The 25,082-nt window shown below is 66.0% G+C and carries 27 protein-coding genes and 1 pseudogene; 15 read left to right on the plus strand and 13 right to left on the minus strand.

The features are described 5' to 3' along the window. Positions 1-3: 3 nt before the first annotated feature. Both cysK and ACP69S_RS08840 read right to left on the minus strand, forming a co-directional pair. Positions 4-990 (minus strand): cysteine synthase A, encoded by a 987-nt coding sequence (gene cysK, locus ACP69S_RS08835; RefSeq protein ID WP_425996344.1) that lies wholly within the window; start codon positions 988-990, stop codon positions 4-6. Positions 991-1,059: 69 nt separating this feature from the next. Continuing rightward, entirely contained in the window at positions 1,060-2,199 is a 1,140-nt protein-coding gene (locus tag ACP69S_RS08840) for a DNA cytosine methyltransferase (protein WP_425996346.1), read from the minus strand. Positions 2,200-2,246: 47 nt separating this feature from the next. Between ACP69S_RS08840 and ACP69S_RS08845 the strand changes: the two genes are divergently transcribed. Further along, a complete protein-coding gene (locus ACP69S_RS08845) occupies positions 2,247-2,699 on the plus strand; it encodes a COG3650 family protein (RefSeq protein WP_425996349.1) in 453 nt (150 codons plus the stop codon). 112 nt (positions 2,700-2,811) lie between these two features. Here ACP69S_RS08845 and ACP69S_RS08850 read toward each other — a convergent pair whose 3' ends face one another. Both ACP69S_RS08850 and ACP69S_RS08855 read right to left on the minus strand, forming a co-directional pair. Further along, positions 2,812-3,297, minus strand: coding sequence for a hypothetical protein (locus ACP69S_RS08850; RefSeq protein ID WP_425996351.1), 486 nt, complete (start codon positions 3,295-3,297; stop codon positions 2,812-2,814). Positions 3,298-3,335: 38 nt separating this feature from the next. After that, positions 3,336-4,523, minus strand: coding sequence for an acetyl-CoA C-acyltransferase (locus ACP69S_RS08855; RefSeq protein ID WP_425996353.1), 1,188 nt, complete (start codon positions 4,521-4,523; stop codon positions 3,336-3,338). Between the two features lie 371 nt (positions 4,524-4,894). Here ACP69S_RS08855 and ACP69S_RS08860 point away from each other — a divergent pair, with 371 nt between their 5' ends. Further along, entirely contained in the window at positions 4,895-7,276 is a 2,382-nt protein-coding gene (locus ACP69S_RS08860; RefSeq protein ID WP_425996355.1) for a TonB-dependent receptor, read from the plus strand. A gap of 110 nt (positions 7,277-7,386) precedes the next feature. Here ACP69S_RS08860 and ACP69S_RS08865 read toward each other — a convergent pair whose 3' ends face one another. The 3 genes from ACP69S_RS08865 to ACP69S_RS08875 are packed head-to-tail and all read right to left on the minus strand — an operon-like array spanning position 7,387 to position 9,717. Further along, on the minus strand, positions 7,387-8,244 hold the full coding sequence (locus ACP69S_RS08865) for a CPBP family glutamic-type intramembrane protease (RefSeq protein ID WP_425996357.1): 858 nt from the start codon (positions 8,242-8,244) through the stop codon (positions 7,387-7,389). Positions 8,245-8,248: 4 nt separating this feature from the next. Then, positions 8,249-8,947, minus strand: coding sequence for a TPM domain-containing protein (locus ACP69S_RS08870; RefSeq protein WP_425996359.1), 699 nt, complete (start codon positions 8,945-8,947; stop codon positions 8,249-8,251). Further along, positions 8,947-9,717 (minus strand): TPM domain-containing protein, encoded by a 771-nt coding sequence (locus tag ACP69S_RS08875; RefSeq protein WP_425996361.1) that lies wholly within the window; start codon positions 9,715-9,717, stop codon positions 8,947-8,949. The genes ACP69S_RS08870 and ACP69S_RS08875 overlap by 1 nt, the downstream gene beginning before the upstream one ends. Before the next feature lie 54 nt (positions 9,718-9,771). Here ACP69S_RS08875 and ACP69S_RS08880 point away from each other — a divergent pair. Further along, positions 9,772-9,849 (plus strand): annotated as a pseudogene (locus ACP69S_RS08880) (hypothetical protein); the annotation flags it as partial. Positions 9,850-9,862: 13 nt separating this feature from the next. Here the strand turns inward: ACP69S_RS08880 and ACP69S_RS08885 are convergent. Then, the gene (locus ACP69S_RS08885) at positions 9,863-10,504 is read right to left on the minus strand and encodes a LemA family protein (protein ID WP_425996363.1); all 642 of its coding nucleotides are present in this window, start codon (positions 10,502-10,504) and stop codon (positions 9,863-9,865) included. A gap of 88 nt (positions 10,505-10,592) precedes the next feature. Further along, complete coding sequence (locus ACP69S_RS08890; RefSeq protein WP_425996365.1) at positions 10,593-11,891, minus strand: acyl-CoA dehydrogenase family protein; 1,299 nt, start codon at positions 11,889-11,891, stop codon at positions 10,593-10,595. 127 nt (positions 11,892-12,018) lie between these two features. Between ACP69S_RS08890 and ACP69S_RS08895 the strand changes: the two genes are divergently transcribed. From ACP69S_RS08895 to sugE, 12 genes are all read left to right on the plus strand, one after another. Further along, positions 12,019-12,444 (plus strand): hypothetical protein, encoded by a 426-nt coding sequence (locus ACP69S_RS08895; protein WP_425996367.1) that lies wholly within the window; start codon positions 12,019-12,021, stop codon positions 12,442-12,444. Between the two features lie 218 nt (positions 12,445-12,662). Further along, positions 12,663-13,001, plus strand: coding sequence for a CC_3452 family protein (locus ACP69S_RS08900; protein ID WP_425996370.1), 339 nt, complete (start codon positions 12,663-12,665; stop codon positions 12,999-13,001). 132 nt (positions 13,002-13,133) lie between these two features. After that, the gene (locus ACP69S_RS08905) at positions 13,134-13,385 is read left to right on the plus strand and encodes a hypothetical protein (protein WP_425996372.1); all 252 of its coding nucleotides are present in this window, start codon (positions 13,134-13,136) and stop codon (positions 13,383-13,385) included. A 179-nt stretch (positions 13,386-13,564) separates the two neighbouring features. Next, complete coding sequence (locus ACP69S_RS08910; protein ID WP_425996374.1) at positions 13,565-14,119, plus strand: F0F1 ATP synthase subunit delta; 555 nt, start codon at positions 13,565-13,567, stop codon at positions 14,117-14,119. A gap of 52 nt (positions 14,120-14,171) precedes the next feature. Then, positions 14,172-15,704, plus strand: a complete 1,533-nt coding sequence (atpA, locus tag ACP69S_RS08915; RefSeq protein WP_425996376.1) for a F0F1 ATP synthase subunit alpha — start codon at positions 14,172-14,174, stop codon at positions 15,702-15,704. 32 nt (positions 15,705-15,736) lie between these two features. Then, the gene (locus ACP69S_RS08920) at positions 15,737-16,615 is read left to right on the plus strand and encodes a F0F1 ATP synthase subunit gamma (RefSeq protein ID WP_425996378.1); all 879 of its coding nucleotides are present in this window, start codon (positions 15,737-15,739) and stop codon (positions 16,613-16,615) included. Between the two features lie 56 nt (positions 16,616-16,671). Beyond that, positions 16,672-18,276: a F0F1 ATP synthase subunit beta gene (atpD, locus tag ACP69S_RS08925; RefSeq protein WP_425996380.1), complete on the plus strand. Its 1,605-nt coding sequence runs from the start codon at positions 16,672-16,674 to the stop codon at positions 18,274-18,276. Next, a complete protein-coding gene (locus ACP69S_RS08930; protein ID WP_425996382.1) occupies positions 18,276-18,530 on the plus strand; it encodes a hypothetical protein in 255 nt (84 codons plus the stop codon). The genes atpD and ACP69S_RS08930 overlap by 1 nt, the downstream gene beginning before the upstream one ends. Continuing rightward, on the plus strand, positions 18,530-18,790 hold the full coding sequence (locus tag ACP69S_RS08935; RefSeq protein WP_421736277.1) for an ATP synthase F1 subunit epsilon: 261 nt from the start codon (positions 18,530-18,532) through the stop codon (positions 18,788-18,790). The genes ACP69S_RS08930 and ACP69S_RS08935 overlap by 1 nt, the downstream gene beginning before the upstream one ends. Before the next feature lie 11 nt (positions 18,791-18,801). Then, complete coding sequence (locus ACP69S_RS08940; RefSeq protein WP_425996384.1) at positions 18,802-19,755, plus strand: metallophosphoesterase; 954 nt, start codon at positions 18,802-18,804, stop codon at positions 19,753-19,755. Between the two features lie 165 nt (positions 19,756-19,920). After that, positions 19,921-20,622 (plus strand): hypothetical protein, encoded by a 702-nt coding sequence (locus ACP69S_RS08945; protein ID WP_425996386.1) that lies wholly within the window; start codon positions 19,921-19,923, stop codon positions 20,620-20,622. A gap of 118 nt (positions 20,623-20,740) precedes the next feature. Continuing rightward, positions 20,741-21,064, plus strand: a complete 324-nt coding sequence (gene sugE, locus ACP69S_RS08950; protein WP_425996388.1) for a quaternary ammonium compound efflux SMR transporter SugE — start codon at positions 20,741-20,743, stop codon at positions 21,062-21,064. A gap of 7 nt (positions 21,065-21,071) precedes the next feature. Here sugE and ACP69S_RS08955 read toward each other — a convergent pair whose 3' ends face one another. The 4 genes from ACP69S_RS08955 to ACP69S_RS08970 are packed head-to-tail and all read right to left on the minus strand — an operon-like array spanning position 21,072 to position 25,040. Next, positions 21,072-21,821: an alpha/beta fold hydrolase gene (locus ACP69S_RS08955; RefSeq protein WP_425996390.1), complete on the minus strand. Its 750-nt coding sequence runs from the start codon at positions 21,819-21,821 to the stop codon at positions 21,072-21,074. 54 nt (positions 21,822-21,875) lie between these two features. Continuing rightward, positions 21,876-23,351: an alpha/beta hydrolase gene (locus tag ACP69S_RS08960; protein WP_425996392.1), complete on the minus strand. Its 1,476-nt coding sequence runs from the start codon at positions 23,349-23,351 to the stop codon at positions 21,876-21,878. A 28-nt stretch (positions 23,352-23,379) separates the two neighbouring features. Then, positions 23,380-23,865 (minus strand): RNA pyrophosphohydrolase, encoded by a 486-nt coding sequence (locus tag ACP69S_RS08965; RefSeq protein ID WP_425996394.1) that lies wholly within the window; start codon positions 23,863-23,865, stop codon positions 23,380-23,382. Next, positions 23,862-25,040, minus strand: coding sequence for a divergent polysaccharide deacetylase family protein (locus tag ACP69S_RS08970; protein ID WP_425996396.1), 1,179 nt, complete (start codon positions 25,038-25,040; stop codon positions 23,862-23,864). The genes ACP69S_RS08965 and ACP69S_RS08970 overlap by 4 nt, the downstream gene beginning before the upstream one ends. Positions 25,041-25,082 lie beyond the last annotated feature (42 nt).

A 25,082-nucleotide genomic window follows, 5' to 3' on the forward strand; every position in this document is an offset into this window, starting at 1 on the left:
CGACTACAGACCGTCGAACAGGGCCGTAGACAGGTAGCGCTCGGCGAAGCTGGGGATGATCGCCACGATCAGCTTGCCGGCATAGTCGTCGCGCAGGGCCAGGTCGAAGGCGGCAGTAAGGGCCGCGCCCGAGCTGATGCCGACCGGCAGGCCTTCGACGGCGGCCGAGCGGCGGGCCATGGCGAAGGCGTCGTCATTGCTGACCTGGACAATCTCGTCGATGACGCCGCGATCCAGGATGCCAGGGACGAAGCCGGCGCCAATGCCCTGGATCTTGTGCGGACCCGGCGCGCCGCCCGACAGCACCGCCGAGGCCTCCGGCTCGACTGCCACCATCTTCACCGAGGGCTTGCGGGCCTTCAGCACCTGGCCGACGCCCGAGATGGTGCCGCCCGTGCCAACGCCCGAGACCACGGCGTCGACGGCGCCGGCGGTGTCGTTCCAGATCTCCTCGGCGGTCGAGACGCGGTGGATCAGCGGGTTAGCGGCGTTCTCGAACTGCTGCGGCATCACTGCGCCGGGGGTGGCCTCAATGATCTCCTGGGCGCGGGCGACAGCGCCGCGCATGCCCTTCTCGGCCGGGGTCAGTTCCAGCTTGGCGCCCAGGATCAGAAGCATCTTGCGACGCTCGATCGACATGCTTTCCGGCATTACCAGGATCAGTTTGTAGCCCTTGGCGGCGGCCACGAAGGCCAGAGCGATGCCGGTATTGCCGCTGGTCGGCTCGACGATGACGGAGCCTTCTTTCAGGATACCCTGGGCTTCCAGGCTCTCGATCAGCGACACGCCGATGCGGTCCTTGACCGAGGCAAGCGGGTTGAAGAACTCGAGCTTGGCCACGACCTCGCCCTTGGGCTGGATCTGCGCCGACAGGCGCGGCAGCCGGATCAGCGGGGTGTCGCCGATGGTGTCGAGGATGGAGTCGTAGATCTTGCCGCGCCCGGAACGCTTGTAGCGGGCCGCATCGTAGGAGGAGGTGGCGTCGGCCATGGGACGTCTCGCTGAAGGTTTTGCAGATTTAAACTCACCTTACGGCGTGGGTTTTCACCTGTCAGCGGGTCATTCGGCGGCCAGGCTTGCAGATTTACTGACAACCAGAGGTTCCAGCAATCGCTCCGCCAGCCAGCGCACCACGGGCGGGGCGACGCCGTCGCCGATCACGTGCAGGCCGGCCGTCTGGCTGCCGGGCAGGACATAGGCGTCGGGCAGACCCATCAGCCGCGCGCCCTCGCGGGGGCCGATCAGGCGCGAGCGCACCTGACCGTTGTCGATTACCAGCAGGGTCTGGCGCGAGGAGCCGCCGCGCGGCGTGCGCAGGCAGCCCGCCAGACCGTCGAACCGCACCTCGGCCCGTTGCTGGCCATTGCGCATGCGCTTGAACACCGCCCCGACCGCCCTTTGGCCGCTCTGCACTCGGACCTCGACGGCGGCGCGGTGGGTGGGCGCCATCAGCGCGAGCAGAGCCCTGGTCTTTTCGGGCGTGTTCCACGAAACGGCGTCGTCGGGCTCGAGGGTGGCGGCCAGGTCGGTGTTGCGGGCCGGCGGCGCGTCCAACCCCCACCAGATCCAGTCGGCTTGCAGCGCGGCGGGCAGGCGAGCATGGGCCGCCCTGACCGCGCGGGTGTGGAAGGGGCTGGGGCCAGCAAGGGCGTCGGCGGGCTTGCGGGTGGCGATCACGAAGACGCGCGGCCGCGACTGCGGCGTGAACTGCGCCGCGTCGATTTCCAGCGCCCCGAAGCGATAACCCTCGTCGTCCAGGGCCTGACAGAGAGCAGCGAAATCGCGACCGTCATGCGAGGTCAACATCCCGACCACGTTCTCGATGACGATGGTGTCGGGGCCCCGGCCGGCCGCGTTCAGCGCCTGCATCAGCTTCCAGAAGCCGAAGAAGGCCGAGGAGCGACCGCCGCTTAAGCCCGCGCGCGCTCCGGCCAGGCTGAAGTCCTGGCAGGGACTGGAGGCCCAGGCCAGGTCGGCGCTCGGCAGGCTGTCGGAGTCGATGGCCCAGACGTCGCCCTGGTGGAAGTGTCCGTCACCGTTCGAGGCGCCAGAGTCGACGAAATTGGCGCGGTAGGCGGTCGCTTTCAAGGGGTCGAAATCATTGGCGAAGACGCAGGTCCAGCCGTCTCCCAAACCGACGCGGGCCATGCCGCCGCCAGCGAAGAATTCAAGGAACGAGGGAGAAGCTTTCCGAGTCATGCCGCATGAGTCTAGCCTCAGTCGGGCAAAAGGGGATAGTCGCCGCCATGCTTCGTACAGCCGCCTTGTCGATCCTGCTCCTGACCCTCGCTGCTTGCGGCGAAGCGCCGATGGGCGCTTCCGAGGAGCCCGCGCCGCCGGCCGACGCGCCGGCCTCCGCCAAGGCGCCTGACTATTCCGGCGATATCGACGTTATCGGAACCGAGCCGTTCTGGGCCGTGAAGATCCGGACCGCCAGCGTCGCCCTGACCCGCCCTGACGCTCCCGAGGTCAGCAACGCCAATCCGGGCGTGCGGATCGACGGCGAGCAGGGCGTGTGGGACTCAAACGGTTTGGTGGAAGACAAGGGTCGTCTGGTCGTGCGCCTGACGCCGGGCGTCTGCACCGACGGCATGTCTGACCGGGTCTACCGGTTCTATGCCGAGGTCTGGATCGACGGCGAGACCCTGAAGGGCTGCGCCGAGCACACAGCGGTGCTGGCCGCGCAGCCCAAGCCCTAGGTTTAGGGGCAAGCGCCGGACGCCCCCTCCGTCACGCTGCGTATTCGCAGCGCGCCACCTCCCCCGCAGGCTTCGCTACGGGGCAGGAAAAGAGCGTCGCAACCTGGGCCGGTTAGCCGCGTCGCAGCTCGATCGTCTGGATCGACGATTGGGTCGGCGCCGCTTTATGTGCGCCCGGCGTCGGCAACAGCAGGCCAATGGTTACCGAAAGTACGAGGGCGAGGGCGAAGAAGGCCTTGATGGCCATGGCAAGTCTCTGATTTGGCGTCGCGCGGATATCGCGCGGTGCGCCTTCGGCAGCACAAATGGTTGCCAAAGGCCGGGGTTCAAGCGCCTCCCGAAAATAATCTCCGGAAAGCCCCACCAGAATGCAGAACGGGCCGGAAACCCGATTGAAGGTTCCCGGCCCGGTTTCGTTGAGCTCGTTTTCCTTGTCATCCCGGCCGTAGCGAAGCGCAGAGCCGGGACCGCCGGAAACGCTGAGCGTGCCGTGGTCCCGGATAGCCTCTGCGAGGCTTCCGGGATGACAATGAAAGATCAGAAGATCTCGAACAGACCCGCCGCGCCGCGCTGAAATCGCGAATGCGATTTCAGCCACTTTAAGTGATGAGCGCCTCTGGTCTGTCCTGATCGAAATCAGAAGATTTCGAACAGGCCGGCGGCGCCCATGCCGCCGCCGATGCACATGGTCACGACGCCCAGCTTGGCGCCGCGACGCTTGCCTTCCATCAGCAGGTGGCCGGCGCAGCGGGCGCCGGTCATGCCGAAGGGGTGGCCGATGGCGATCGAGCCGCCGTTGACGTTGTACTTCTCCGGATCGATGCCCAGCTTGTCGCGGCTATAGAGGCACTGCGATGCGAAGGCTTCGTTCAGTTCCCACAGGTCGATGTCGTCAACCTTCAGGCCGTGACGTTCCAGCAGGCGGGGCACGGCGAAGACCGGGCCGATGCCCATCTCGTCGGGCTCGCAGCCGGCGACGGCGAAGCCCTTGAACAGGCCCAGGGGCTCCAGGCCGCGACGAGCGGCCTCCTTGGCGTCCATGACCACCACGGCGGCGGCGCCGTCCGACAGCTGGCTGGCGTTGCCGGCGGTGACGAAATTGCCGGCGCCCTTGACGGGCTCCAGCTTGGCCAGGCCCTCCAGCGTGGTTTCGGGACGGTTGCACTCGTCCTTGTCGACCACGTAGTCGACCAGGCTCTCTTCCTTGGTTTCCTTGTTGACCACCTTCATCTTGGTGGCCATCGGAACGATCTCGTCCTTGAACAAGCCGGAGGCCTGGGCGGCGGCGATGCGCTGCTGGCTGCGCAGCGCATATTCGTCCTGATATTCGCGGCTGATATTGTAGCGCTTGGCCACGATGTCGGCGGTGTCGATCATCGCCATCCACAGGGCCGGATGGGTCTTGAGGAGCTTTTCCTCGGTGATGTGGTGGCGGTTCATGTGACCGCCCGCATTGACCAGAGAGATCGACTCGACGCCGCCGCCGATGGCGACATTGGCGCCGTCGTTGCGGACATAGTTGGCGGCTGTGGCGATGGCTTGCAGGCCCGAAGAGCAGAAGCGGTTGACGGTCTGGCCGGAGGTGGTGACCGGCAGGCCGGCCCACATGGCGGCGTTGCGGGCCACGTTCATGCCGGTGGCGCCCTCGGGGCCGCCGCAGCCCAGGACCACGTCCTCGACCTCGGCCCCTTCCAGACCGGCGCGCGACACGGCGTGCTGGATGGCGTGACCGGCCATGGCCGCGCCATGGGTGTTGTTGAAGCCGCCGCGGACTGACTTGGCCAGACCGGTTCGGGCGTAAGAGACGATGACCGCTTCGCGCATTGGGCGCTTCTCCCCGTTAAACGTTAGTTTGAATTGGCGGCCACCCTAGACTCTGAATTCCGTCGGCGAAAGGTCACGCAAGCGTAAAGCCGCGGACGCCGTCGCGGCCCTGCAGCAGTGGAAAATCTCGACGGAACGCCAATGGAAACCGGTGTCTATTCAACACCGCGCAAACATTCGCCGGGATTTGGTGATTTTCGCGATGTCTTTGCCGGCCCGGGGCAAATGTGAGTCGGCGAAGACACAAGGTTGGAGGCTTGTCCGGCCCGATCCTCGATTGACGTTGACTTTCGTTCGCAGCGGCAAGAACGCTCCGGTTGCGGCCGGGCTTGGCTCAGAGACCGCGAAAAGAACGTCTGGGAGGAATATCTATGAGCTTTAGCACTCAGCGCCCGCGCGCGCGTCAAGCGCTGCTGGCCGCCACGGCCTTGGCCGGCTTCGTCGCCCTGCCGACCGTCGCGGCGGCGCAGGCCACCTCGGTCGACGAAATCATCGTCACCGCCACCAAGCGCAACTCGACCATCATGGACGTGCCGTTCTCGATCAACGCCCAGACCCAGCAGGACATCCAGCGCTCCGGCGCGGTCACGCTGGAAGACCTGTCGCGCAACGTCGCCAGCCTGACGATCCAGAACCTCGGCCCCGGCCAGAGTCAGGTCTCGGTGCGCGGCGTCTCGGCCGGCCAGGTCGTTCGCGACCAGCCGGGCGTCAAGGAGCAGGTCGGGGTCTATCTCGACGAGTCGGTGATCTCGCTGTCGCTGTTCACGCCCGACATCGACCTGTTCGACCTCAATCGGGTGGAAACCCTGCGCGGCCCGCAAGGCACGCTGTTTGGCTCGGGTTCGGTCGGCGGCACCATTCGCTACATCACCAACCAGCCCAAGATCGGCGTCCATGATGGCGTGATCGAAGCCAACGCCAACATGGTCGATGGCGACGACACCGGCGGCTATGTCAAAGGCGCGGTCAACATTCCAGTGTCAGACAAGGTCGCGGTGCGCGCGGTGGGCTACTACACCAAATACGCCGGCTTCATCGACGCGCGCCGCGAGGGCGGCGGGCGCAAGGAAAACGTCAATGACGGCCGCCGCGCCGGCGGGCGCTTGGCGGTGCTGTTCCAGCCGACCGAGAACATCAGCATCACCCCGCGCGTCGTCTACCAGGAGATCCGCGCCGACGGCTTCAACCGTCAGGAAGTGTTCAACCTGTTCGCAAACCCCAACACCACGACCCGCACGCCGGTCCGGCTGGGCGAGCGCGAACAGCACCTGCTGCTGGACGAGAGCTTCGCCGACGACACCCTGCTGACCGACCTGACCGCCTCGATCGGCCTGGGCGCCGTCGAGCTGACCTCGGTGACCAGCTATGTCGACCGCAAGATCCACCTCGACCGTGACGCCAGCGCCCTGACGGGCAGCGTCTCGGTGGATCTCGGCTTCCCCGCCGCGTCCGTGGTTCTGCCGTCCAAGCTGGTCGACACCACCGACCTTCAGCAGTTTACTCAGGAACTGCGCCTGGGCTCGACGGGCGATGGCCCGTTCCAGTGGGTGTTTGGCGGCTTCTATTCCGAGGTCGATCGCATTTACGACCAGCGCCTGCCGACTCCCGGCTATGACGCCTTTACCGACGCCCGGCTCGGCGCGGGCACCTCGGCGGCGGTGGCCAACGGCTTCCCGCTCAACTCCCCCTACAACGCCTCCCTGCCCTATAACATCAAGCAGAAGGCCCTGTTCGGCGAAGCCAGCTACAAGCTCGACAAGCTGACCGTCACCGCCGGCGGCCGCTTCTATGACTTCAAGGAAACCCGCCAGTTTAAGTCCGGCGGCCTGTTCGCCAATGGCGACAACCAGGTCGACAAGACTTCGTCGAACGGCTTCACCCCGCGCGTCCTGGTCAGCTATGAGGCCAGCGATCAGGTCACCTTCAACGCCCAGGCGGCCCAGGGCTTCCGGCTCGGCGGCGTCAACGATCCGCTGAACCTGCCGCTGTGCTCGCCGCAGGACAAGGCGATCTTCGGCGGCTTCCAGTCGTATGACGACGAGACGCTGTGGAACTACGAAGCCGGCGTGAAGTCGCGCTTCGGCGGGATCAGCTTCAACAGCGCCGTCTTCTATACCGACATCAAGAACCTGCAGACGACGCTGGACGCCGGCTCGTGCTCCTCGCGCGTCGTGTTCAACGTGCCCGAGGCTCACACCAAAGGCATCGAGATGGAGCTCTCGGCGCGCCTGGCGCCGGGCTTCGATATCGGCGTTTCGGGCAGCCTGCTGGAAGCCGAGTTCGACTCGACCGTGAAGGACGGGACGGGCGCGGTTCTGGGCGGCATCCGCGAGGGCAACCGTCTTCCGTCGGTGCCCAAGTTCCAGATCTCGGCCGACGCCACCTATTCCTGGCGCTTCAAGGACAACATCGAGGCCTATGTGAACGCCTCGGTCCAGCACATTGGCAGCCGTTATACGCAGGCCAGCGACCAGGAGAACAATCCACGCTCCTTCGTCTCGGGCCTGCCGTTCGGCGGCGCCACCGGAACCGTGCCGACGGTCGTCAATCTCCAGCTGCCCAGCTACGAGATCGTCAATTTCAGCATCGGCCTTGAGATGGACAACGGCGTCGACATCATCGCCTACGCCAACAACGTCTTCGACGAGAACCCGCTGCTGTCCTTCGACCGCGAACGTGGTGGTCGGGCGCGCCTCGGCTACACGGTCGGCCAGCCACGCACCATGGGCGTGACGGTGCGCAAGACGTTCTAGAGCCCTTTCCGACCTGATGGCTTTATCAGGGTCGGGCGAAAAGGGCTCTAAATCAAAAGTTTAGAGCATTTTTCGATCCGATAACCGTTTCACACTTATCGGAAAATGCTCTAGTCTGGACCTTCAGGCTTGAGACAGGCGGAGCGGTCGATATCGACCGCTCCGCTTCTATTCCTCCTGGCCAGCAAGACGAGAAGCGCCGCAGCAACAATGGCCAGGCTCAACACCTCCGCCGGCCGTGACTGCCAGGCGCCGACCGCCCCCAATCCATTGATCACGAAGTGTGGAATGATCCCGGCCAGCAGGACGCTGCCGCCGGTTCGTACGAACAGCCACGTCATCAGCAACGACAGGCCAATCGTGCCGAGCATATAGACGCCCAGGTTCGCCAGCGATGTGCTCATGATGCCCGAAAACAGGAACGCCGGGACGTGCCAGAGTGTCCAGATCAAGCCGACGATTGTACCGGCGTGAACGGGCGACCAGCGGTCTAGAAGACGGGGCAGGGCATAGCCGCGCCATCCCAGCTCTTCGCCAAGAGGCCCGGAATTGGTGACAATCTGGGCTGTCGTAAAGAGCACCAGGGGCGCAGCGATCAGGATGTCCTTGGGCGAGACCTGCCAGGCCCCCAGGCGGGGCATGAGCAGGCTCAGCAACAGAGCGATCGCCGGCAAGATCAGGAAGGCCGGAACCAGCGCCCACAATGGTGTGACCTGAACCAAGCGGCGCCCAAGCCTGGCCAGACCAGCCGGTCCTTCGAACGCCAAGGTGAGGCCAAGGGCGACCAGGGTGGGCGACCACGCAGCCAGATAGTAGGCCGGACAGCCGTAGGCAAAGGGGCCGAAGGTGGCGGTCAGGGACCTGGGAAAGGCCAGATAAAGTCCGCCTACGCCCCAGCTGACCAGAAATACCAGTCCGAAGAATAGCCAGACGCGGCCGTGGTCGCGGCGGCGGGCCTCGTCCGTCACGGGCCTAGTTCCGGGGCAGGATGGTCAGGCCGTCGGACAGTTCGTTGGTGTCGGCCTCGCGCACCGGCACGTGGCTGGCGAGAATCTCGCCCACCCGAGTGACAGCGGCGACGAAGCCGTCGGCGATCCGGCCGGCCTTCATGCCGGCGACCAGATCGGCGACCACCTCATCCCAGACCGCGTTGGGAGCGGCCTTGTAGATGCCCTCGTCGGCGATCACCTCGACCCGGTGCTCGGCCAGGGCGGCGAAGATCAGGACGCCGGTGCGGTCGCGCGTCAGGTGCAGGCCGTGGCTCATGAATTGCTCCATGGCCGCGCGCTTGACCGCCGCCGCCTTCAGCGCGCGGGGCGTCAGGGCGCGGCGGATCGGCGGGATCGAGACCAGCAGGGCCGCGACGATGAAGGCCGCGACCTGCAGGCCGATATAGATCGATAGCGCCGAGAGGATCGCCGCGTCGGTGGCCGAGGCGTGACCGACGGTCCAGCCGCCGAACAGGCTTGTCAGCATGTCGGGACGCAGACCGGCGAACAGGGCCACCGCCGGCAACACCAGGGCGACGGCCGCCGCCCAGACCAGCGGCGTCTCGCGATAGTCGGAAACCTCGGGCGCCAGGACGCAGAAGATCTCGCCGGCGGTGGTCTTCTCGGCCGCCGCCACGGCGTCGGCGATGCGGGCTTGGTCTTCGGGTGTCATCTTGCGCATCACCAGCTCCCCGAACTTCCGCCGCCGCCGAACGAGCCGCCGCCGCCGGAGAACCCTCCGCCGCCTCCGCCGCCGCTCCAGCCGCCGCCGCCGCCGCGCCCGGCGCCGCTGGTCAGGGCGTTGAGGATGATCCACGGCATGGCCGAGCCCAGCCCGCTGCTCCGTCTGCGCCGTCCTGGCAGCAGGCGGGTGATCAGGAAAAACACGAACAGGCCGATCAGCAGGAGCGGGATCGGCGGGAACCCGCCGCTGTCGCGCCGCTCGGGCGCCGCGGCCTGTGCGACATTGGCCCTGGCCTGGTCGTCGGGCAGGGACAGCTGGGTTGCGATCTCGTTGGCCCCGGCCACGACGCCGCCTTGCAGGTCGCCGGCCTTGAACTTCGGAATGATGGCGCTCTGGATGATGACGCTGGACAGGGCGTCGGTCAGCACCGGCTCCAGGCCATAGCCGACCTCGATGCGGACCTTCTTGTCATTGGGGGCGACCAGCAGGATCGCGCCGGTATCCTTGTCCTTTTCGCCGATCTTCCAGGTCCGGCCCAGCTGGTAGCCGTAGTCCTCGATCTCATAACCTTGCAGGGTCGGCACGGTGGCGACCACCAGCTGGCGGCCGGTGGTGGTCTCCAGCGTTTGCAGCCTGGTGGTCAGGTCGGCTTCGACCTGGGGCGAGAGGATATTGGCCTCGTCGACCACCCGGCCGGACAGCGCCGGGAACTTGGGCGCCGCGAGGGCGGGGAGGGCGAGGGCGAGAGCGGCGAGGGCCACGATCACCAGTGCGCCAATCCAACTTCCGTCATCCCGGCCGTAGCGCGTAGCGCGTAGCGCCGGGACCCAGGGGCGACCGCTTTGCGCCGGCCCCTGGGTCCCGGACAGCCTCTGCGAGGCTTCCGGGATGACGAGGTATGTGGTGTTCAACCTACTGGCCCGGAGCCGGAGCCGGAGCCGAGGCTGGCGGAGCTGTGTCGAAATTGACGGTCGGAGCCGATTGCGCGGAGGCCGTGGCCTGGAACAGCACAGCGGGCTTCTGGCCCGAATACATGGTCTTGGCCCAGATGATGCTGGGGAAGGTCCGCAGCGTCGTGTTGTATTTCTGGGCCGTCTCGTTGTAGTCGCGCCGCGAAATGGTGATGCGGTTTTCCGTGCCTTCCAACTGGCTTTGCAGGGCTATGAAGTTCTGGTTCGACTTCAGGTCCGGATATTGCTCCTGGATCACCATCAGTCGGCCGAGCACGCCCGACAGCTGGTCCTGGGCGGCGGCGTATTTCTCGAAAGCCGCCGGGTCAGTAATGGTCGAGGCGTCGACCTTGACCTGGGTGGCGCTGGCGCGCGCCTGCGTCACGGCGACCAGCACGTCCTTTTCCTGAGCGGCGTAGCCCTTCACCGTGGCCACGAGGTTGGGCACCAGGTCGGCGCGGCGCTGATACTGGTTCTGCACCTCGGCCCAGGCGGTCTTGGTGGCTTCGTCCTGGGTGGGGATGGTGTTGATCCCGCAGCCCGCAAGCAGCGTGGCTATGGCAAGGACGGGGGCGAGGCGGGCGATGGTCTTGAGCATCCGCATGGAAGTCCCTTCGGGCCTGTTTGGATCCGGAGATAACGCCGGTCTGTCGGCGCACACTTAAGGGCGAGGCGGGCGCGGACGCAACGCCCTATAGGCCCGCGTCCGCGAAGGCCTTTCGGCGCGGGCCCAGATAGCCGAACAGCCATGCGGCCACCTTGCGGATCTGGATCTCCTCGGAACCTTCGGTGATCCGGTAGCGGCGATGGTGGCGATAGATGTGCTCGAACGGCTTGTGGCGCGAATAGCCGATGCCGCCATGCACCTGCATGGCCCGGTCGGCGGCGTCGCAGACCAGGCGGTTGGCCTGGTAGTTACACATCGAGACCTTGTCGGAGAGGCGTTTTTCCACCTCCGGCTTGGACATCTGGTCCATCTCCCAGGCGGTCTTGCGGATCAGCAGGCGCAGCATCTCGGCGGTGCTGGCCAGCTCGACCAGCGGGAACTGGATGGCCTGGTTCTCGGCCAACGGTTTTCCAAAGGGTTTGCGGGCGCGGGCGTATTTCACACTCTCTTCTATGCAGAACACCGCCGCCCCCAGGCTGGAGGCCGCCTGGCGGATGCGGTTCTCGTGCACGAAGTGCTGGGCCAGGGCCAGGCCCCCGCCCTCGGGACCGAACATCGCGCTGTCGGGCACGAAGACATTGGTGAAGCTGACCCGGGGATGGTCGGTCGGCATGTTGAAGGTCCAGAGATACTCCTCGATCTTCACGCCGGGCGCGTGGGCCGGAACCAGCAGGGCGGTGATGCCCTTGGCCTCCCCATCTGCGCCAGAGGTGCGGGCGAACAGGCAGCAGTGGGTGGCGGCGTGCATGCCTGTGGTCCACATCTTCTCGCCATTGATCCGCCAGCCGCTCTCGCCCTTGTGGATCTCGGGCACGGCGCGGGTCTCCATGAAGGTGGCGTCGGAGCCATGCTCGGGCTCAGTGAGGCCGAAGGTCGGGCGAAAGGTCCCGCGATCCAGCATGTCGGCGATCAGGTGCTGCTGATCGGGTCGACCGAAGTCGCGGATCATCAGCACGAAGGGGTTGTTGCCGACGATCGAGTGCTCGTTCTGCAGGTCGTTAAACAGGCCAAGGCCCTTGGACGCCAGATGCTCGCGGATCACCGCCATCCAGAGGTTGGAGCCGTCCTGTCCGCCAAACGCCTTCGGCAGGGCGAAGCGATAGTGGCCGGCGGCGTCCGCCAACTTGCGGGCCTTAGCGAGAAGCTCTTCCCAGTCATGGCGGGGCAGGCCGCCGCCGTCCCAGTCGGTGCGGGCCCATTCACGGCGGTGGTCAAAGAAGCGCTCGTTGTCGTCGCGCGCCTGCAGCGGCGCGATCTCGTCCTCGATGAACTGGTCCAGCACGGCCAGATAGGCGGTCAGTTCCGGCGGCGGGTTGAAGTCCATGGCCTAGCCTCCCTGCGGTTTCTTGGTCTTGCGGACGAGTATGCGCGACGGTTGGCTGCGGCCAATCCTGCCGCTGGGTAACATCGGTCTTAACGGGCCTTTGACCAAGTGCGCTTAGGGTTGCCGCATGATCACCATGGCAGCAGCCGCGATCCTTGGCGCCGCACTCGGACTCTTCGTCCGACCGCGGACCCTGGGCGTGCTCATCGCTGTGGTGCTGGTGGGCTCGGTCGAGGGCGGCGCTCTGCTGCTGGTCCGGTTGCTGGAAAGCCAGCCTAATCGTGAACTGCTGATCGGCCGGCTTCACGCCCTGTTCGGCGAAGACCTGATCGCCGCCACCGCTCCGGTGGCCACAGCCTTTATTGGCGCGGTGCTGGCCGCCCTGATGGGGCGGTTCTCCGATCCGGTAAAATCGGTGGGCCTGCTCACCGACAACGAGTTGTGCAGCAAGGCCGGCAAGAACGGTCGCTATTCGCGGATCCAGGGGATGGTCGAGGAACGCCAGATCCACGAGAAGGCCGAGAGCCGGATCGACTCGATCCTCGGGCTGTAGCCGCCGATTCCGCGCGAAAGCCGTCGTTTCTAAAAAAAACGTAACGCGGATAAAATCCGCTTGCACAATCGCTGATCACTGATATCTAAGCAGTGCTTAGTTCAGCTAGGTGGCGTCGGTGGGGATACCGGTGCCTGCATCCCCGAAGCTTGAACGACCAGTACGCTTTTCGCCGATCATCGATCTTCGCACAACTCCCCTAAACGTTGGAGGGCTCTATGAAGCTCCGTACCCTTGCGGCTGCCGCCGCTCTGTCCGTTTCCATGTTCGCTGGCGCCGCCCTGGCTGATGGCCGCGTCGCCGCTGCTCTGGAAGCCCCGGTCGCCGCCAAGACCAAGATCGTCGCCGGTGGCGCCGTCTTCGTCTGCGACGGCGCTGAATGCATCTCGACCTCGGCCCCCTCGCGCGCCATCACCGCTGCGTCCTGCAAGGCGCTGGCCAAGGAAGTCGGCCGCGTGGCCGCCTTCGGTGGCGAGACCAAGTCGCTCGACGCCGACGACCTGGGCCGTTGCAATGTCGCCGCCAAGGGTGGCGCCACCCTGACGGCCTCGAAGTAAGACTTTACCCTACCCGGACGCGTTGGGGCGACCTCGCCCCGTCTGGCTGTTTCCTCGAACATTCGCCTGATGGGGCGGCGGGCCTGTCCCGCCGCCCTTTTTCTTTCCGTCGATCCTGCGTAGTTGAAGTTCATGAGCACGACCCTTGTCACCCAATTGGAAGCCGCCCTGCGCGATGTTGCCGGGGTGGAGGCCCGCCCATCGTCCCTGACCATCGACTATGGCTCGGACGGCCCCGAGGGCGAGCGTGACGACGACCTGGCGGTGCGCGCTTGGGTGGAGCGCTCGACGCGCAGCCTGGTCTTCGCGCAAGGCGAAGCCCGGCGCCGTAACGGCGCCGTCGCTGCAACCGCCTCGGCGGTGTTTCGCCGCGCTGGGGTCTGATCGCGCCCCTTTGGTTGCGACTGCGAAAAGCCCGTGTTATCAGGCGCGCGGCTTCGGACGGGGTGACGCATCAGCGCCGGCCCTCCATGCGCTTTTTTCAAGCGCGCTCAAGCCTTTAAGCCGGGACGAGGGTTAATCTTCTTGTCCGCGGCCATTGCAACGCACCGGGCGGATACCAAGTGGCGGACGAAACCAAGGCGACGGATGCGGGTCAGCGCTATGCGCAGTCCCTCTTCGAACTGACGATCGAGAGCGGTCAACTGACGACGGTCGAAGCCGACCTGAAGTCGCTGAAGGCGATGTACGCCGACAGCGCCGATCTGCGCCGCCTTGTCGCTTCCCCGGCGTTCTCGTCTGAGGACAAGGCCAAGGGCCTGGCCGCGATCGCCCGGACGGCGGGTTTCCAGCAGCTGACCAACAAGTTTATCGGTCTGGTGGCCAGCAACGGCCGCGCCGGTGACCTGATGGGCGCGATCACCGCGTTCTCCGAGATGTCGGCCAAACACCGCGGCGTCGTCTCGGCCGAGGTTATCTCGGCCATTGAACTGACCCCCGTGCAGTTGCAAGGCGTGCAAGCCGCGCTCGCCTCGGCGCTCGGCAAGACCCCTGAACTCTCGACCCGCGTCGATGCTTCCCTCCTGGGCGGCCTCAAAGTGCGTGTCGGCTCCCGCCTTTTCGATGCTTCGCTTCGTTCGAAGCTCGATTCCCTGAAATTCGCCCTGAAGCGCGCCTAAACCTTTATAAGCGCGTCAAAAGATAAAAATCGCAGAGAGCCCAAGTACAGCCATGGACATCCGCGCCGCCGAGATTTCGGCCATCCTCAAGTCGCAGATCGCCAATTTCGGCGAAGAAGCCGCCGTCTCGGACGTCGGCCAAGTTCTGTCCGTCGGTGACGGCATCGCCCGCATCTACGGTCTGGATAACGTCCAGGCCGGCGAAATGGTCGAATTCCCGAAGGCCGGCGTGAAGGGCATGGCCCTGAACCTCGAGCGCGACAACGTCGGTTGCGTGATCTTCGGTCAGGACCAGGCCATCAAGGAAGGCGACGAAGTTCGCCGTCTCGGCGAGATCGTCGACGTTCCGGTCGGCCGTGGTTTGCTGGGCCGCGTCGTCAACCCGCTGGGCGAGCCCATCGACGGCAAGGGCCCGATCATCTCGACCGAGCGTCGCCGCGTCGACGTCAAGGCCCCGGGCATCATCCCGCGCAAGTCGGTGCACGAGCCTGTGCAGACCGGCCTGAAGTCGATCGACACCCTGATCCCCGTCGGCCGCGGCCAACGCGAGCTGATCATCGGTGACCGTCAGACCGGCAAGACCGCCGTCGCCATCGACACCATCCTGAACCAGAAGATCGCCAACGCCGGCACGGACGAGAGCGCCAAGCTCTATTGCGTCTATGTCGCCATCGGCCAGAAGCGTTCGACCGTCGCCCAGATCGTCAAGACGCTCGAAGAGCACGGCGCCCTGGAATACACCATCGTCGTCGTCGCCTCGGCCTCCGAGCCAGCTCCGCTGCAATACCTCGCGCCGTTCTCGGGCTGCGCCATGGGCGAGTGGTTCCGCGACAACGGCCTGCACGGCCTGATCATCTATGATGACCTTTCCAAGCAAGCCGTCGCCTACCGTCAGATGTCGCTGCTGCTGCGCCGCCCGCCGGGCCGCGAAGCCTATCCGGGCGACGTGTTCTACCTGCACTCCCGCCTGTTGGAACGCGCCGCCAAGCTGAACGAAGACAATGGTTCGGGCTCGCTGACGGCTCTGCCGATCATCGAAACCCAGGCCAACGACGTGTCGGCCTACATCCCAACCAACGTGATCTCGATCACCGACGGCCAGATCTTCCTGGAAACCGACCTGTTCTATCAGGGCATCCGCCCCGCCGTGAACGTCGGCATCTCGGTGTCGCGCGTTGGTTCGTCGGCCCAGATCAAGGCCATGAAGCAAGTCGCCGGCGCGATTAAGGGCGAGCTCGCCCAGTATCGCGAAATGGCCGCCTTCGCCAAGTTCGGCTCGGACCTCGACGCCTCGACCCAAAAGCTGCTGGCTCGCGGCGAACGCCTGACCGAGCTGCTCAAGCAGCCGCAATATTCGCCGCAATCGGTCGAAGAGCAGGTCTGCGTGATCTATGCCGGCACGCGCGGCTATCTGGACAAGATCCCGACCTCGTCGGTCCGCCGGTTCGAAAGCGAGCTGCTGGCTCGCCTTCACAGCCAGCACAAGGACCTGCTGGACGGCATCCGCACCAAGAAGGCCCTCGACAAGGACCTGGAGAACACGCTGAAAAGCGCGCTCGACAGCTTCTCGTCGACCTTCGCCTAAGCCCTCGGAACGCTCGGAGAGAGTAGCGCCGAATGGCCAGCTTGAAGGAAATGCGCAATCGGATCTCTAGCGTCAAGGCGACGCAGAAGATCACGAAAGCGATGCAGATGGTGGCCGCAGCAAAGCTGCGCCGCAGCCAGGACGCGGCTGAAGCTGCCCGTCCCTACGCCCGGCGTCTGGCTGCGGTGATCGCCAACCTGGCGGCCGGCGTGTCGGGCGACGGGGCTCCGGCCCTGCTGACCGGCACCGGTCGCGATGATCGTCACATGGTCATCGTCGCGGCGGCCGATCGCGGTCTGGCCGGCGGCTTTACCTCGTCGATCGTGCGGGCCGCTCGCCAGCACATCGACGGGCTGATCGCCCAAGGCAAGGACGTCAAGATCGTCTGCGTCGGCAAGAAGGCGACCGTGCAGCTGCGCCGCCTGTACGCCGACCGCATCGTCGAGAATTTCGACCTGTCGGCCTATCGCCAGTTCACCCTGTCGGTGGCCCAGCCCATCGCCGACGTTGTCACGCGCCTCTATGAGGCCGGCGACATCGACGTGGTCACGCTGTTCTACAGCCGCTTCAAGTCTGTGGTCGTCCAGACTCCGACGGCGTTGCAGTTGATCCCGGCGGTTGTCGATGGTTCGGCGGCTCCGGCCGCTGGAGCTAGCGCGGTCTATGAGTATGAGCCCTCGGAAGAGGCCATCCTCGAAACCTTGCTGCCGCGCAACCTGACGGTCCAGATCCTGTCGGCCCTGCTCGACAACATGGCCGGCTTCTACGCCAGCCAGATGACGGCGATGGACAACGCCACGCGCAATGCCGGCGACATGATCAAGCGCTACACCCTCGAATATAACCGTTCCCGCCAGGCCCAGATCACCAAGGAGCTGATCGAGATCATCTCCGGCGCCGAAGCCGTCTGATCAAAAGCCTAACGTAAAAAACGCACGCACGAGCACGCACGAAAGACCCGCACGCCATGGCCAAGACCCCCGCTAAGGCTTCCGCCGCCGCCCAGCCGGCAGCCGTGAACCCCGCCGCTGCGACCGCAGTCGCCGCCGCTCCCGCCGCCAAGAAGCCCGCAGCCCCCAAGGCCGCGGCGCCGAAGGCTGCTCCCAAGACCACCCAGGCCGCTCCGGCTGTGATCGGCGCCGCCACCGGCAAGCTGGTGCAGGTCATCGGCGCCGTCGTCGACGTCGAGTTCACCGGTGAGCTGCCGGCGATCCTCAACGCCCTGGAAACCGTCAACATCGCGACCGGCCAGCGCCTGGTGTTCGAAGTCGCCCAGCACCTGGGTCAGAACACCGTCCGCGCCATCGCCATGGACGCCACCGAAGGCCTGGTTCGCGGCCAGGCCGTGCGCGACACCGGCGGGTCGATCCGCGTTCCGGTCGGTCCCGGCACCCTGGGTCGCATCATGAACGTCATCGGCGAGCCGATCGACGAGCAGGGCCCGATCAAGTCGGACATCTTCCGCACCATCCACCGCGACGCGCCTTCGTTCGCCGAGCAAACCAACACGGCTGAAATCCTGGTCACGGGCATCAAGGTCATTGACCTGATGTGCCCCTACACCAAGGGCGGCAAGATCGGCCTGTTTGGCGGCGCCGGCGTGGGCAAGACCGTGACGATGCAGGAACTGATCAACAACATCGCCAAGGCTTACGGCGGTTATTCGGTTCTGGCCGGCGTGGGCGAGCGTACCCGCGAGGGCAACGACCTCTATCACGAGATGATCGAGTCCAACGTCAACGTGGATCCGAAGATCAACGGCTCGACCGAGGGCTCGCGTTGCGCCCTGGTTTACGGCCAGATGAACGAACCTCCGGGCGCCCGCGCCCGCGTGGCCCTCACCGGTCTCTCCATCGCCGAATATTTCCGCGATGAAGAAGGCAAGGACGTGCTGCTGTTCGTCGACAACATCTTCCGCTTTACGCAAGCCGGCGCCGAAGTGTCGGCTCTGCTGGGCCGCATCCCCTCGGCCGTGGGCTATCAGCCCACCCTGGCCACCGAGATGGGCAACCTGCAGGAGCGCATCACCTCGACCAACAAGGGTTCGATCACCTCGGTCCAGGCCATCTACGTGCCCGCCGACGACCTGACCGACCCGGCGCCCGCCGCCTCGTTCGCCCACCTGGACGCCACCACCGTTCTGTCGCGCGACATCGCCGCCCAGGCCATCTTCCCCGCCGTCGATCCGCTGGACTCGACCTCGCGGATCATGGACCCGCTGGTCATCGGCGAAGAGCACTACAACGTGGCCCGTTCGGTCCAGGAAGTGCTTCAGCAGTACAAGTCGCTGAAGGACATCATCGCCATCCTGGGCATGGACGAGCTGTCGGAAGAGGACAAGCTGACCGTCGCCCGCGCCCGCAAGATCCAGCGCTTCCTGTCCCAGCCTTTCCACGTGGCCGAACAGTTCACCAACACCCCCGGCGCCTTCGTCGCGCTGAAGGACACGATTCGCTCGTTCAAGGGCATCGTCGAAGGTGAGTACGACCACCTGCCGGAAGCCGCCTTCTACATGGTCGGCCCGATCGAAGAAGCCGTGGCCAAGGCCGAAAAGCTGGCGGCGGAAGCGTAATGACCGACGAACAGGACCACGATCTGGTCGGCTTCTGCTGCGAAGAGCTTGAGGACGCGGTTTCTTCAGACCCGACCGACGCGCTCATCGAGCATGACAGCGGCCTGATTCTGCTCAATCTTGGCGAACGGACGGAAGACGGTGAGACCGGCGTCGTGCTGGCCACCATCCGCTTCTGCCCGTTCTGCGGCACCGAGATTCAGACCGACGAAGACGTCGAGGCGGCCCTCGGCGACGTGGAGATCGTGGAATAATGGCAAAGCTGCACTTCTCTCTCGTCGCTCCGGAACGCGAACTGTTCTCGGGCGAGGTCGACATGGTCCAGGCCCCGGGCGCCGAAGGCGACTTCGGCGTGCTGGCCAACCATGCTCCCTTCATGACGACGCTGCGCGAGGGCCGCGTCACCGTGAAGGACGGCGCGACCACCAAACTGTTCGACATCCAGGGCGGTTTCGCCGACGTCGGTCCCGACGGCCTGACCATCCTGGCCGAGCACGCGGTCGAAGCGGTCTAAGTCAGGTCTCGATGGGCGCTTCCGGGCAGGTTCTCTTTCTGGCCTGGATCGGCGCCGTCGCCGGACCTCCGATATTGATCACGGCCTGGGCGCTCTTGCAGCGCTCGGGCCGTTTTCGTTTGGCCTGGGCGTTGACGGCGCTGGCCGCGCCGCTTTACGTCCTTGGCGTCTGGACCTTCCTCGTCGAGCCTCGCGTCTTGGTGACGCGCGAGGTCGTGATCGAGTCCCCGACCTGGCGCGGGCCGCCCGTGCGTCTGGGCCTGATCAGCGATACCCATGTCGCTGCGCCCCATGTGGACGCCCGGCGGATCCAGAAGATCGTAGCGCGGATGAACGCGCTGTCGCCCGATGTCGTGCTGCTGCTGGGCGACTATGCGGGCGGCCATGAGCCGGCGGCGATGCGCGCAGCGCCGCAACGTTCCGAAATCCTGCGCGGCGTAGCGGCGTTCAAGGGACTGCGCGCTCGCTACGGCGTCTACGCGGTGCTCGGCAACCACGACTGGTGGTACGATGGCCCAGCGATCGAGAGCGCCCTCACCCTGGCCGGCGCCACTGTTCTGGAAAACGGCGCCGTGGCCGTGGATCGCCCCGAGGGCCGGTTGTGGATTGCCGGACTTGCCGATCTGGAGTCCACCCGGAAGCAACCCTCCTATCCCACCGCCTTGGCGTCCTTGCCCCCGAATGAGCCCGTGGTGGTGATGAGCCATTGGCCCGACCCGTTCGTGGCGGCGCCTCGGCGTGTAGCCTTGACCGTGGCAGGTCACACCCATTGCGGTCAGGTGAACCTCCCGTTGGTCGGGCGTCTCGTCCACGCGTCGCACGCTGCCCGCCGATGGGGTTGCGGGATCTATGTCGAGGGTGGCCGACAACTGTATGTCACGGGCGGCGTCGGCGTTTCGATTCTCCCTGTGAGGTTTCGCGCGCCGCCCGAACTCGTCGTCATCACTCTCAGGGGGCGGCCGTAGCGCCCATCGGCTCGATATTCGCGCTCCAGGCGAACAATCCAGCACTCTTGACCATAAAATTACATCTGTGGCCCCATCTCCGTCGCAATCTGTCGCCATAAGGGTTGCGAGGGAACGTCTGTCGGCTTTAATGCCGACCTCTTGTCTGTTGGGGATATCTCGATAATGCGCCTCGCGCTCGCCAGCCTGATCGCCTTCGGTGTGGTTTCGACCGCCGCCGCCCAGGAGCAGACCGCTCCGGCTCCCGCCGTTGCGCCAGCCGCTGCTCCGGCTCAGGCACCGGCTCAGACACCGGCTCCGGCGCCCGTCGATCCGGCCGCCGCTCCGGCCGTTCAGGCCCCGGCCGCAGGAACGGTTCCGGCCGACGCCTATGTCGAGCCGGTTCGTCCGGCGCCTTCGACCGACCCGGTCTCGCTGCAACTGCTGAGCGTGCTGGATCGCATCTGCAAGCCGGCCGTCGTCGGCGGGGACTTCAACGCCCTCGCCAAGGCCGCCGGCCTGAAGCTGAAGAAGAAGATGTGGACCCTGGATCTGGGCAAGCCCTACCAGATGGTTCTGGACAACCCGGGTTCCAACAGCAACGTCTGCACCGTCACCATCCAGTACGCCCAAGGCGACGTCCAGGCCCAGGCTCTGGCTACCGCCCTGCATGACTGGGCGACCTGGGAAAACTCCCCGCAGTTGCGCCTGATCCGCAACGACCAGGTCGCCGGCAGTGACTTCCGTCGCTTCACCGTTTCGTGGGACGACGCCTGGGCCAACGGCAAGGCCGGTCTCGTTTATATGCGCCTGAAGAAGACTGACGGCTCGTCGGTGGGCAAGAACTACGAACAGGCCAAGATCCTGTACAGCACCACCAGCCGCTAAGGCCGCATCGGGAGGCTTGCCCTCCCGCCATGCTGTCCCATATCAACGGAAGGCGCGGGGACGACCCCGCGCCTTTTGTCATTTCCGGGGACGACCCCGCTCGTAAACGGAGCAGGTCATGGCCTGGATCATCCTTTTCATCGCGGGTCTGTTCGAGATCGGCTGGGCTGTCGGCCTGAAGTTCACCGAAGGCTTCACCAAGCCCATTCCGATCGCCCTGACGGCGGTCAGTCTGGTGCTGTCGATGGGCCTGCTAGGCTGGGCGGTGAAGACCCTGCCGCTGGGCACGGCCTATGCGGTCTGGACCGGCATCGGCGCGGTCGGCACGGCGATTGTTGGCATCGTGGTCTTCAAGGAGCCGGCGACGGCGGCAAGGCTGGTTTGTTTTAGCCTGATCGTGGCGGGCATACTGGGCCTGAAGCTGTTCACGCCACCGGCGTAAACACCGTCTAGGCCGCTACGCGCCCCTCAGTCGTGATGAAGTCCAGGCAGCGCTCGGCAACGGCTTCCCAGCCCGGTTCGCCCGGCAGCCAGTGGCTCATCTCCGGAAAGACCTCGACGGAGCCGTTCAGTCGCGCAGCGGTCTGGCGGACGGTGGCTGTCGGGTGGATCACATCCTTGCCCCCGGCGATAGCCAGGGTCGGCGCGCCGCAGGGCGTGGCGCTGGTGGTCATGAACGGATCAAGCCACCAGTTGAGTGTTTCCCACAGGGCGCGGCCGCTTTCCGGCGTCATGCGGGCATAGAGGGCCTTGCGCTCGGCGCGGTCCATCCGGTCCAGGCTGTAGCGTTCCACGACGCTGTAGTCGGGATCGACGGCCTGCAGCCAGTAGGGACCCAGCGCATAAAGGCTGACGGCAGAGACCGCCTCCTCCAGGCTTGCGCCCGGCACGCCCCAGGGGGGCGAGGGGGCCAGCAGGATCAGGCGCGAGACCTTGGCCCGCGCGGCCGCCATCTGGGCGACGAGGCCGCCCATGGAGTGGCCGATCAGGATCGGAGGCTCCTCGCAGGTCGCGCACAGGGCGGCGACCTGCTTGGCGTAGTCGGTCATCGAGCGGCCGGCGACCGAGCCCTTGCCGTCGTGTCCCAGAAGATCCGGCGTGATCACCGTATGACCGGCGGCCTCGAACGGCTGGCGAAAGCTGTCGAATGTCCAGCCGCCGCAAAAGGCGCCGTGGACCATAATGACCGTAGCGGGCATGGGCGCCTTTCGAACGCCGTCGGCGAAGCGGCCGACGGCTCGAGCTTACACGCTCTACTTCGCCTTCGGCGAAGATTTGGCGGGCTTCGTTGTCGCAGCCGGCTTGGCTGCGGCGGCGGGCGCGTTGGCGGGCTTGGCGGCCGGTTTCGCGGCAGCTTTGGGAGCTGCTTTAGGAGCAGCGGCCTTGGCCGGAGCTGGCTTCGCGGCGGCCGCGGGTTTGGCGGCGGTCGGCTTGGGCGTCGCGGCCTTCGCTTGGGCGGCCTTAGCCGGGGCTTTCGCTGCGGGAGCCGGTTTCGAAGCGGCGGCTTTCGCCGGAGCCTTCGTCGCGGGAGCCGCGACCTTGGTTGGTGCGGCGGCCGGAGCAGCCTTTACGGTGGCCTTTGGCTCGGCGGCGGCGGGAGGCTTGGCCTTCGAAGCCATTCCCTTGGCCGACGCGGGCTTGGCGGCTGCGGGTGGCGCAGCCTTTTTGGCGGGCGCATTTGCCGGAGCCTTAGCCGCCGCTGCGGGCTTCGGCGCGGGGGCGGGCTTGGCTGCGACCGTCTTGGCCGGAGCCGGTTTCGCGGCGGTCTTGACCGGCGCCTTGGGCTTGGCCTCTGCCTTGGGCTTGGCGGGCGCCTTCGCGGCCGGGGTGGCGGCTCCGGGAGCCGGCTCCGGGGTGTTCGCGGGAACGAGCGTAGGCTCTGCGGCCTTTGGCATCACCTGAGCCTTGGCGGCCGGCGCGGCCGCCGACGCGGGCGTAGCGGTCTCGGGCGTGAGATTCTTGCCACCAAGCCAGGCGATCAGGTCGTTGAGGATCTTCATCGTGTTGGGCTCATCTATCAAATAGTGGGCGTTTTCGGGGTATATCTTGAGGTCGGCGGTCGCGTACTTCCGGCTGACCAGACGAACATCGTCGAGAGGCATGGTGCGATCCAGGGCGCCGGCCAGCACCAGAACTGGCACGGTCACCTTGGCGGCGTCGACATGGGCGGTCCTGCTGGGGTCCTTGTCCGGCCAAGCCAGGTCGGCCAGCACCCGCCCGCTGTCATAGACCATCTTGGCGTAGAGGCCGTCGTGGCGCGCGGACGGCACGACGTTGACCACGCCGTACTTGAAGCCCGTCTTCCACATCTTGCCCGCCTTGGTCTGGGGCTTGGGCGACAGGGCCATGTTCAGGAAGGTGAAGACCGGCGAAAGCCTGGGCTTTCCGCGCGCATCGGCCGGCGAGGCAGGAGCGAACAGGACCAGACCCGACGCATGGCCGGCCTCGGCGATCTTCTGGGCGATCAACCCACCCATCGAGTGGCCGATGACGAGGGGTTTCTTGCCGGACTGCTTGGACAGGGACTGAGCCAGGGCGCTCATCTCGGCGACGTAGTCGGCCAGGGTCAGATCCGTCAGACCCGCCTTGGGGCCGTCCACCGTTCGCAGCGCCGATTTGATCGTTGGGGCCTCTACGCGATAGCCTTCGGTCCTCAACCGCTCGGCGACGGGTCCCCATACATCGCCTGCGCAGCCGTAACCGTGAATCAGCAGAACCGTATCCGCCATCCGTACTCCCCCAGCGAGCGACAAGTAATCAGACGCCGCGCGCAAACCCCTGGAACGCGGAAACCACTGCTTCGTAGACCCCGCGCTTGAAGGGTACGATCAGTTCGGGTGTTTCGTCGAGCTTTCCCCACATCCAGGCGTCGAACTCGACCTCGCCATGCGCTTCAAGGTCGATTTCCGTCTCTTCACCGACGAAACGGAAGGCAAACCATACCTGCTTTTGGCCCAGCCAGCCGCGCGCCCGCTTGGAGCCGACCAGTTCGGGTGGGAAGTCGTAGGGGATCCAGCCTTCGGTGCGAGCCAACAGCTCCGCGGACACGACGCCGGTCTCCTCGGACAGCTCGCGCCGGGCGGCGTCCAGCAGGTCTTCGCCGTCATCGACGCCGCCTTGCGGGAACTGCCAGTTGTGGGGCGGCGGTTGCTTGTTGCGGCGACCCAACCAGACGCGGCCGTCAGGATGGAACAGCACGACGCCGACGTTTGGCCGATGGCGGGGCAGATCTTCAGGGGTCATCGACGGGTGAGGGCCGAGGCCGGCGCCAACTGCAGGCCGCGCGCCGACAGGCCGTTGGCCCAGGTGCGCACCTGATTGATCGTCACCGGATAGGCAAAGCCCGAGCCCATGGACTGACCCCTCGCGCTGGCGCCGGTCTCCAGAGCGCGCAGTTGGGCGTCGATGGCGGCGGCCGACAGCTCGTCGTCGATCACCCGGTCGGCCGAGGCGCGCGGGATCGAGCCGCCGCGCCGGGCGGCCAGGCCGTCGTCGACAAAGGCCAGCCCGCGGGCCTTGAGGGCGGCGTTGAAGGTGTTCATGGCCGCGTCCGACTCCACGAACTTGGCGCCCAGATAGTTGCTGAGGCCGAAATAGCCGGTGGCGCGCGACATCAGCCATTCCAGCTTGCGCACGGTGTCTTCCGGACGGTTGGCGGCGATCAGGGTGTAGGGGCCAGGATCGTTGGCTGGATAGTCGGCCGGCTCCATCGGGGTTTCCAGCAGCACCTCGTGGCCACTAGCGCGGGCCAGGTCGATCCAGCCCTGCAGGCCTTCGGCATAGGGTGCGAATGACAGAGTGATCTCGGGTGGCAGGGTCTCAATGGCCGCGCGGGTGGTCTGGGGGTTCAGGCCCAGGCCGCCGATGACGACCGAGACCTTGGGCCGGCCGCTGGCGGTGAACGGCCGGGCATAGGCTTCGGCCGCGGTGCGGCCATTGGCGGCGATGATCGGCAGCTGGGCGCCGCCGGGACCGGGACCGACCAAGCCAGCGAGAGGTGCTTGCGGCAAGGATCCGCTGGCGGCGTGCATGACGCCCGGGCCTTCCTCGCCAGGGAACGAGATCGAGGCTTCGACCGGATTGTCGAGGATGGGCTTGGCCGAGAGGTCGAAGGTGTCGGGCTTGAAGGCGGCTTCGTGCTCGCCTTCGTCGGCCAGGGCTTCCTTCCAGCCGTCGGGCGCGTTGCGGGTGGCGCCGATCTTGGTCAACTCGGCCCGGATGATCGGCGCGCCGGCCTTGGGATCGCCGGTGACGAGAATCAGTCCAGCCAGGGTGACCATGAACAGACAGGCCGCGCCGCTGGCCGCGATATAGGGATTGGACACCGCCGTCATCAGGCGCGCGCGCAGGTCTCCGCTGGCCTCGGGCGAGGGCGCGGAGGCGGCATAGGCGGGCTTGCGGGAGAACATGGCGGCCATGGACGGGACCCTAGCCGGCAAGCTTCGAATTTATGGTTAACA

The organism is Caulobacter sp. DWR1-3-2b1, from assembly GCF_049895765.1.
Lineage (GTDB): Bacteria > Pseudomonadota > Alphaproteobacteria > Caulobacterales > Caulobacteraceae > Caulobacter.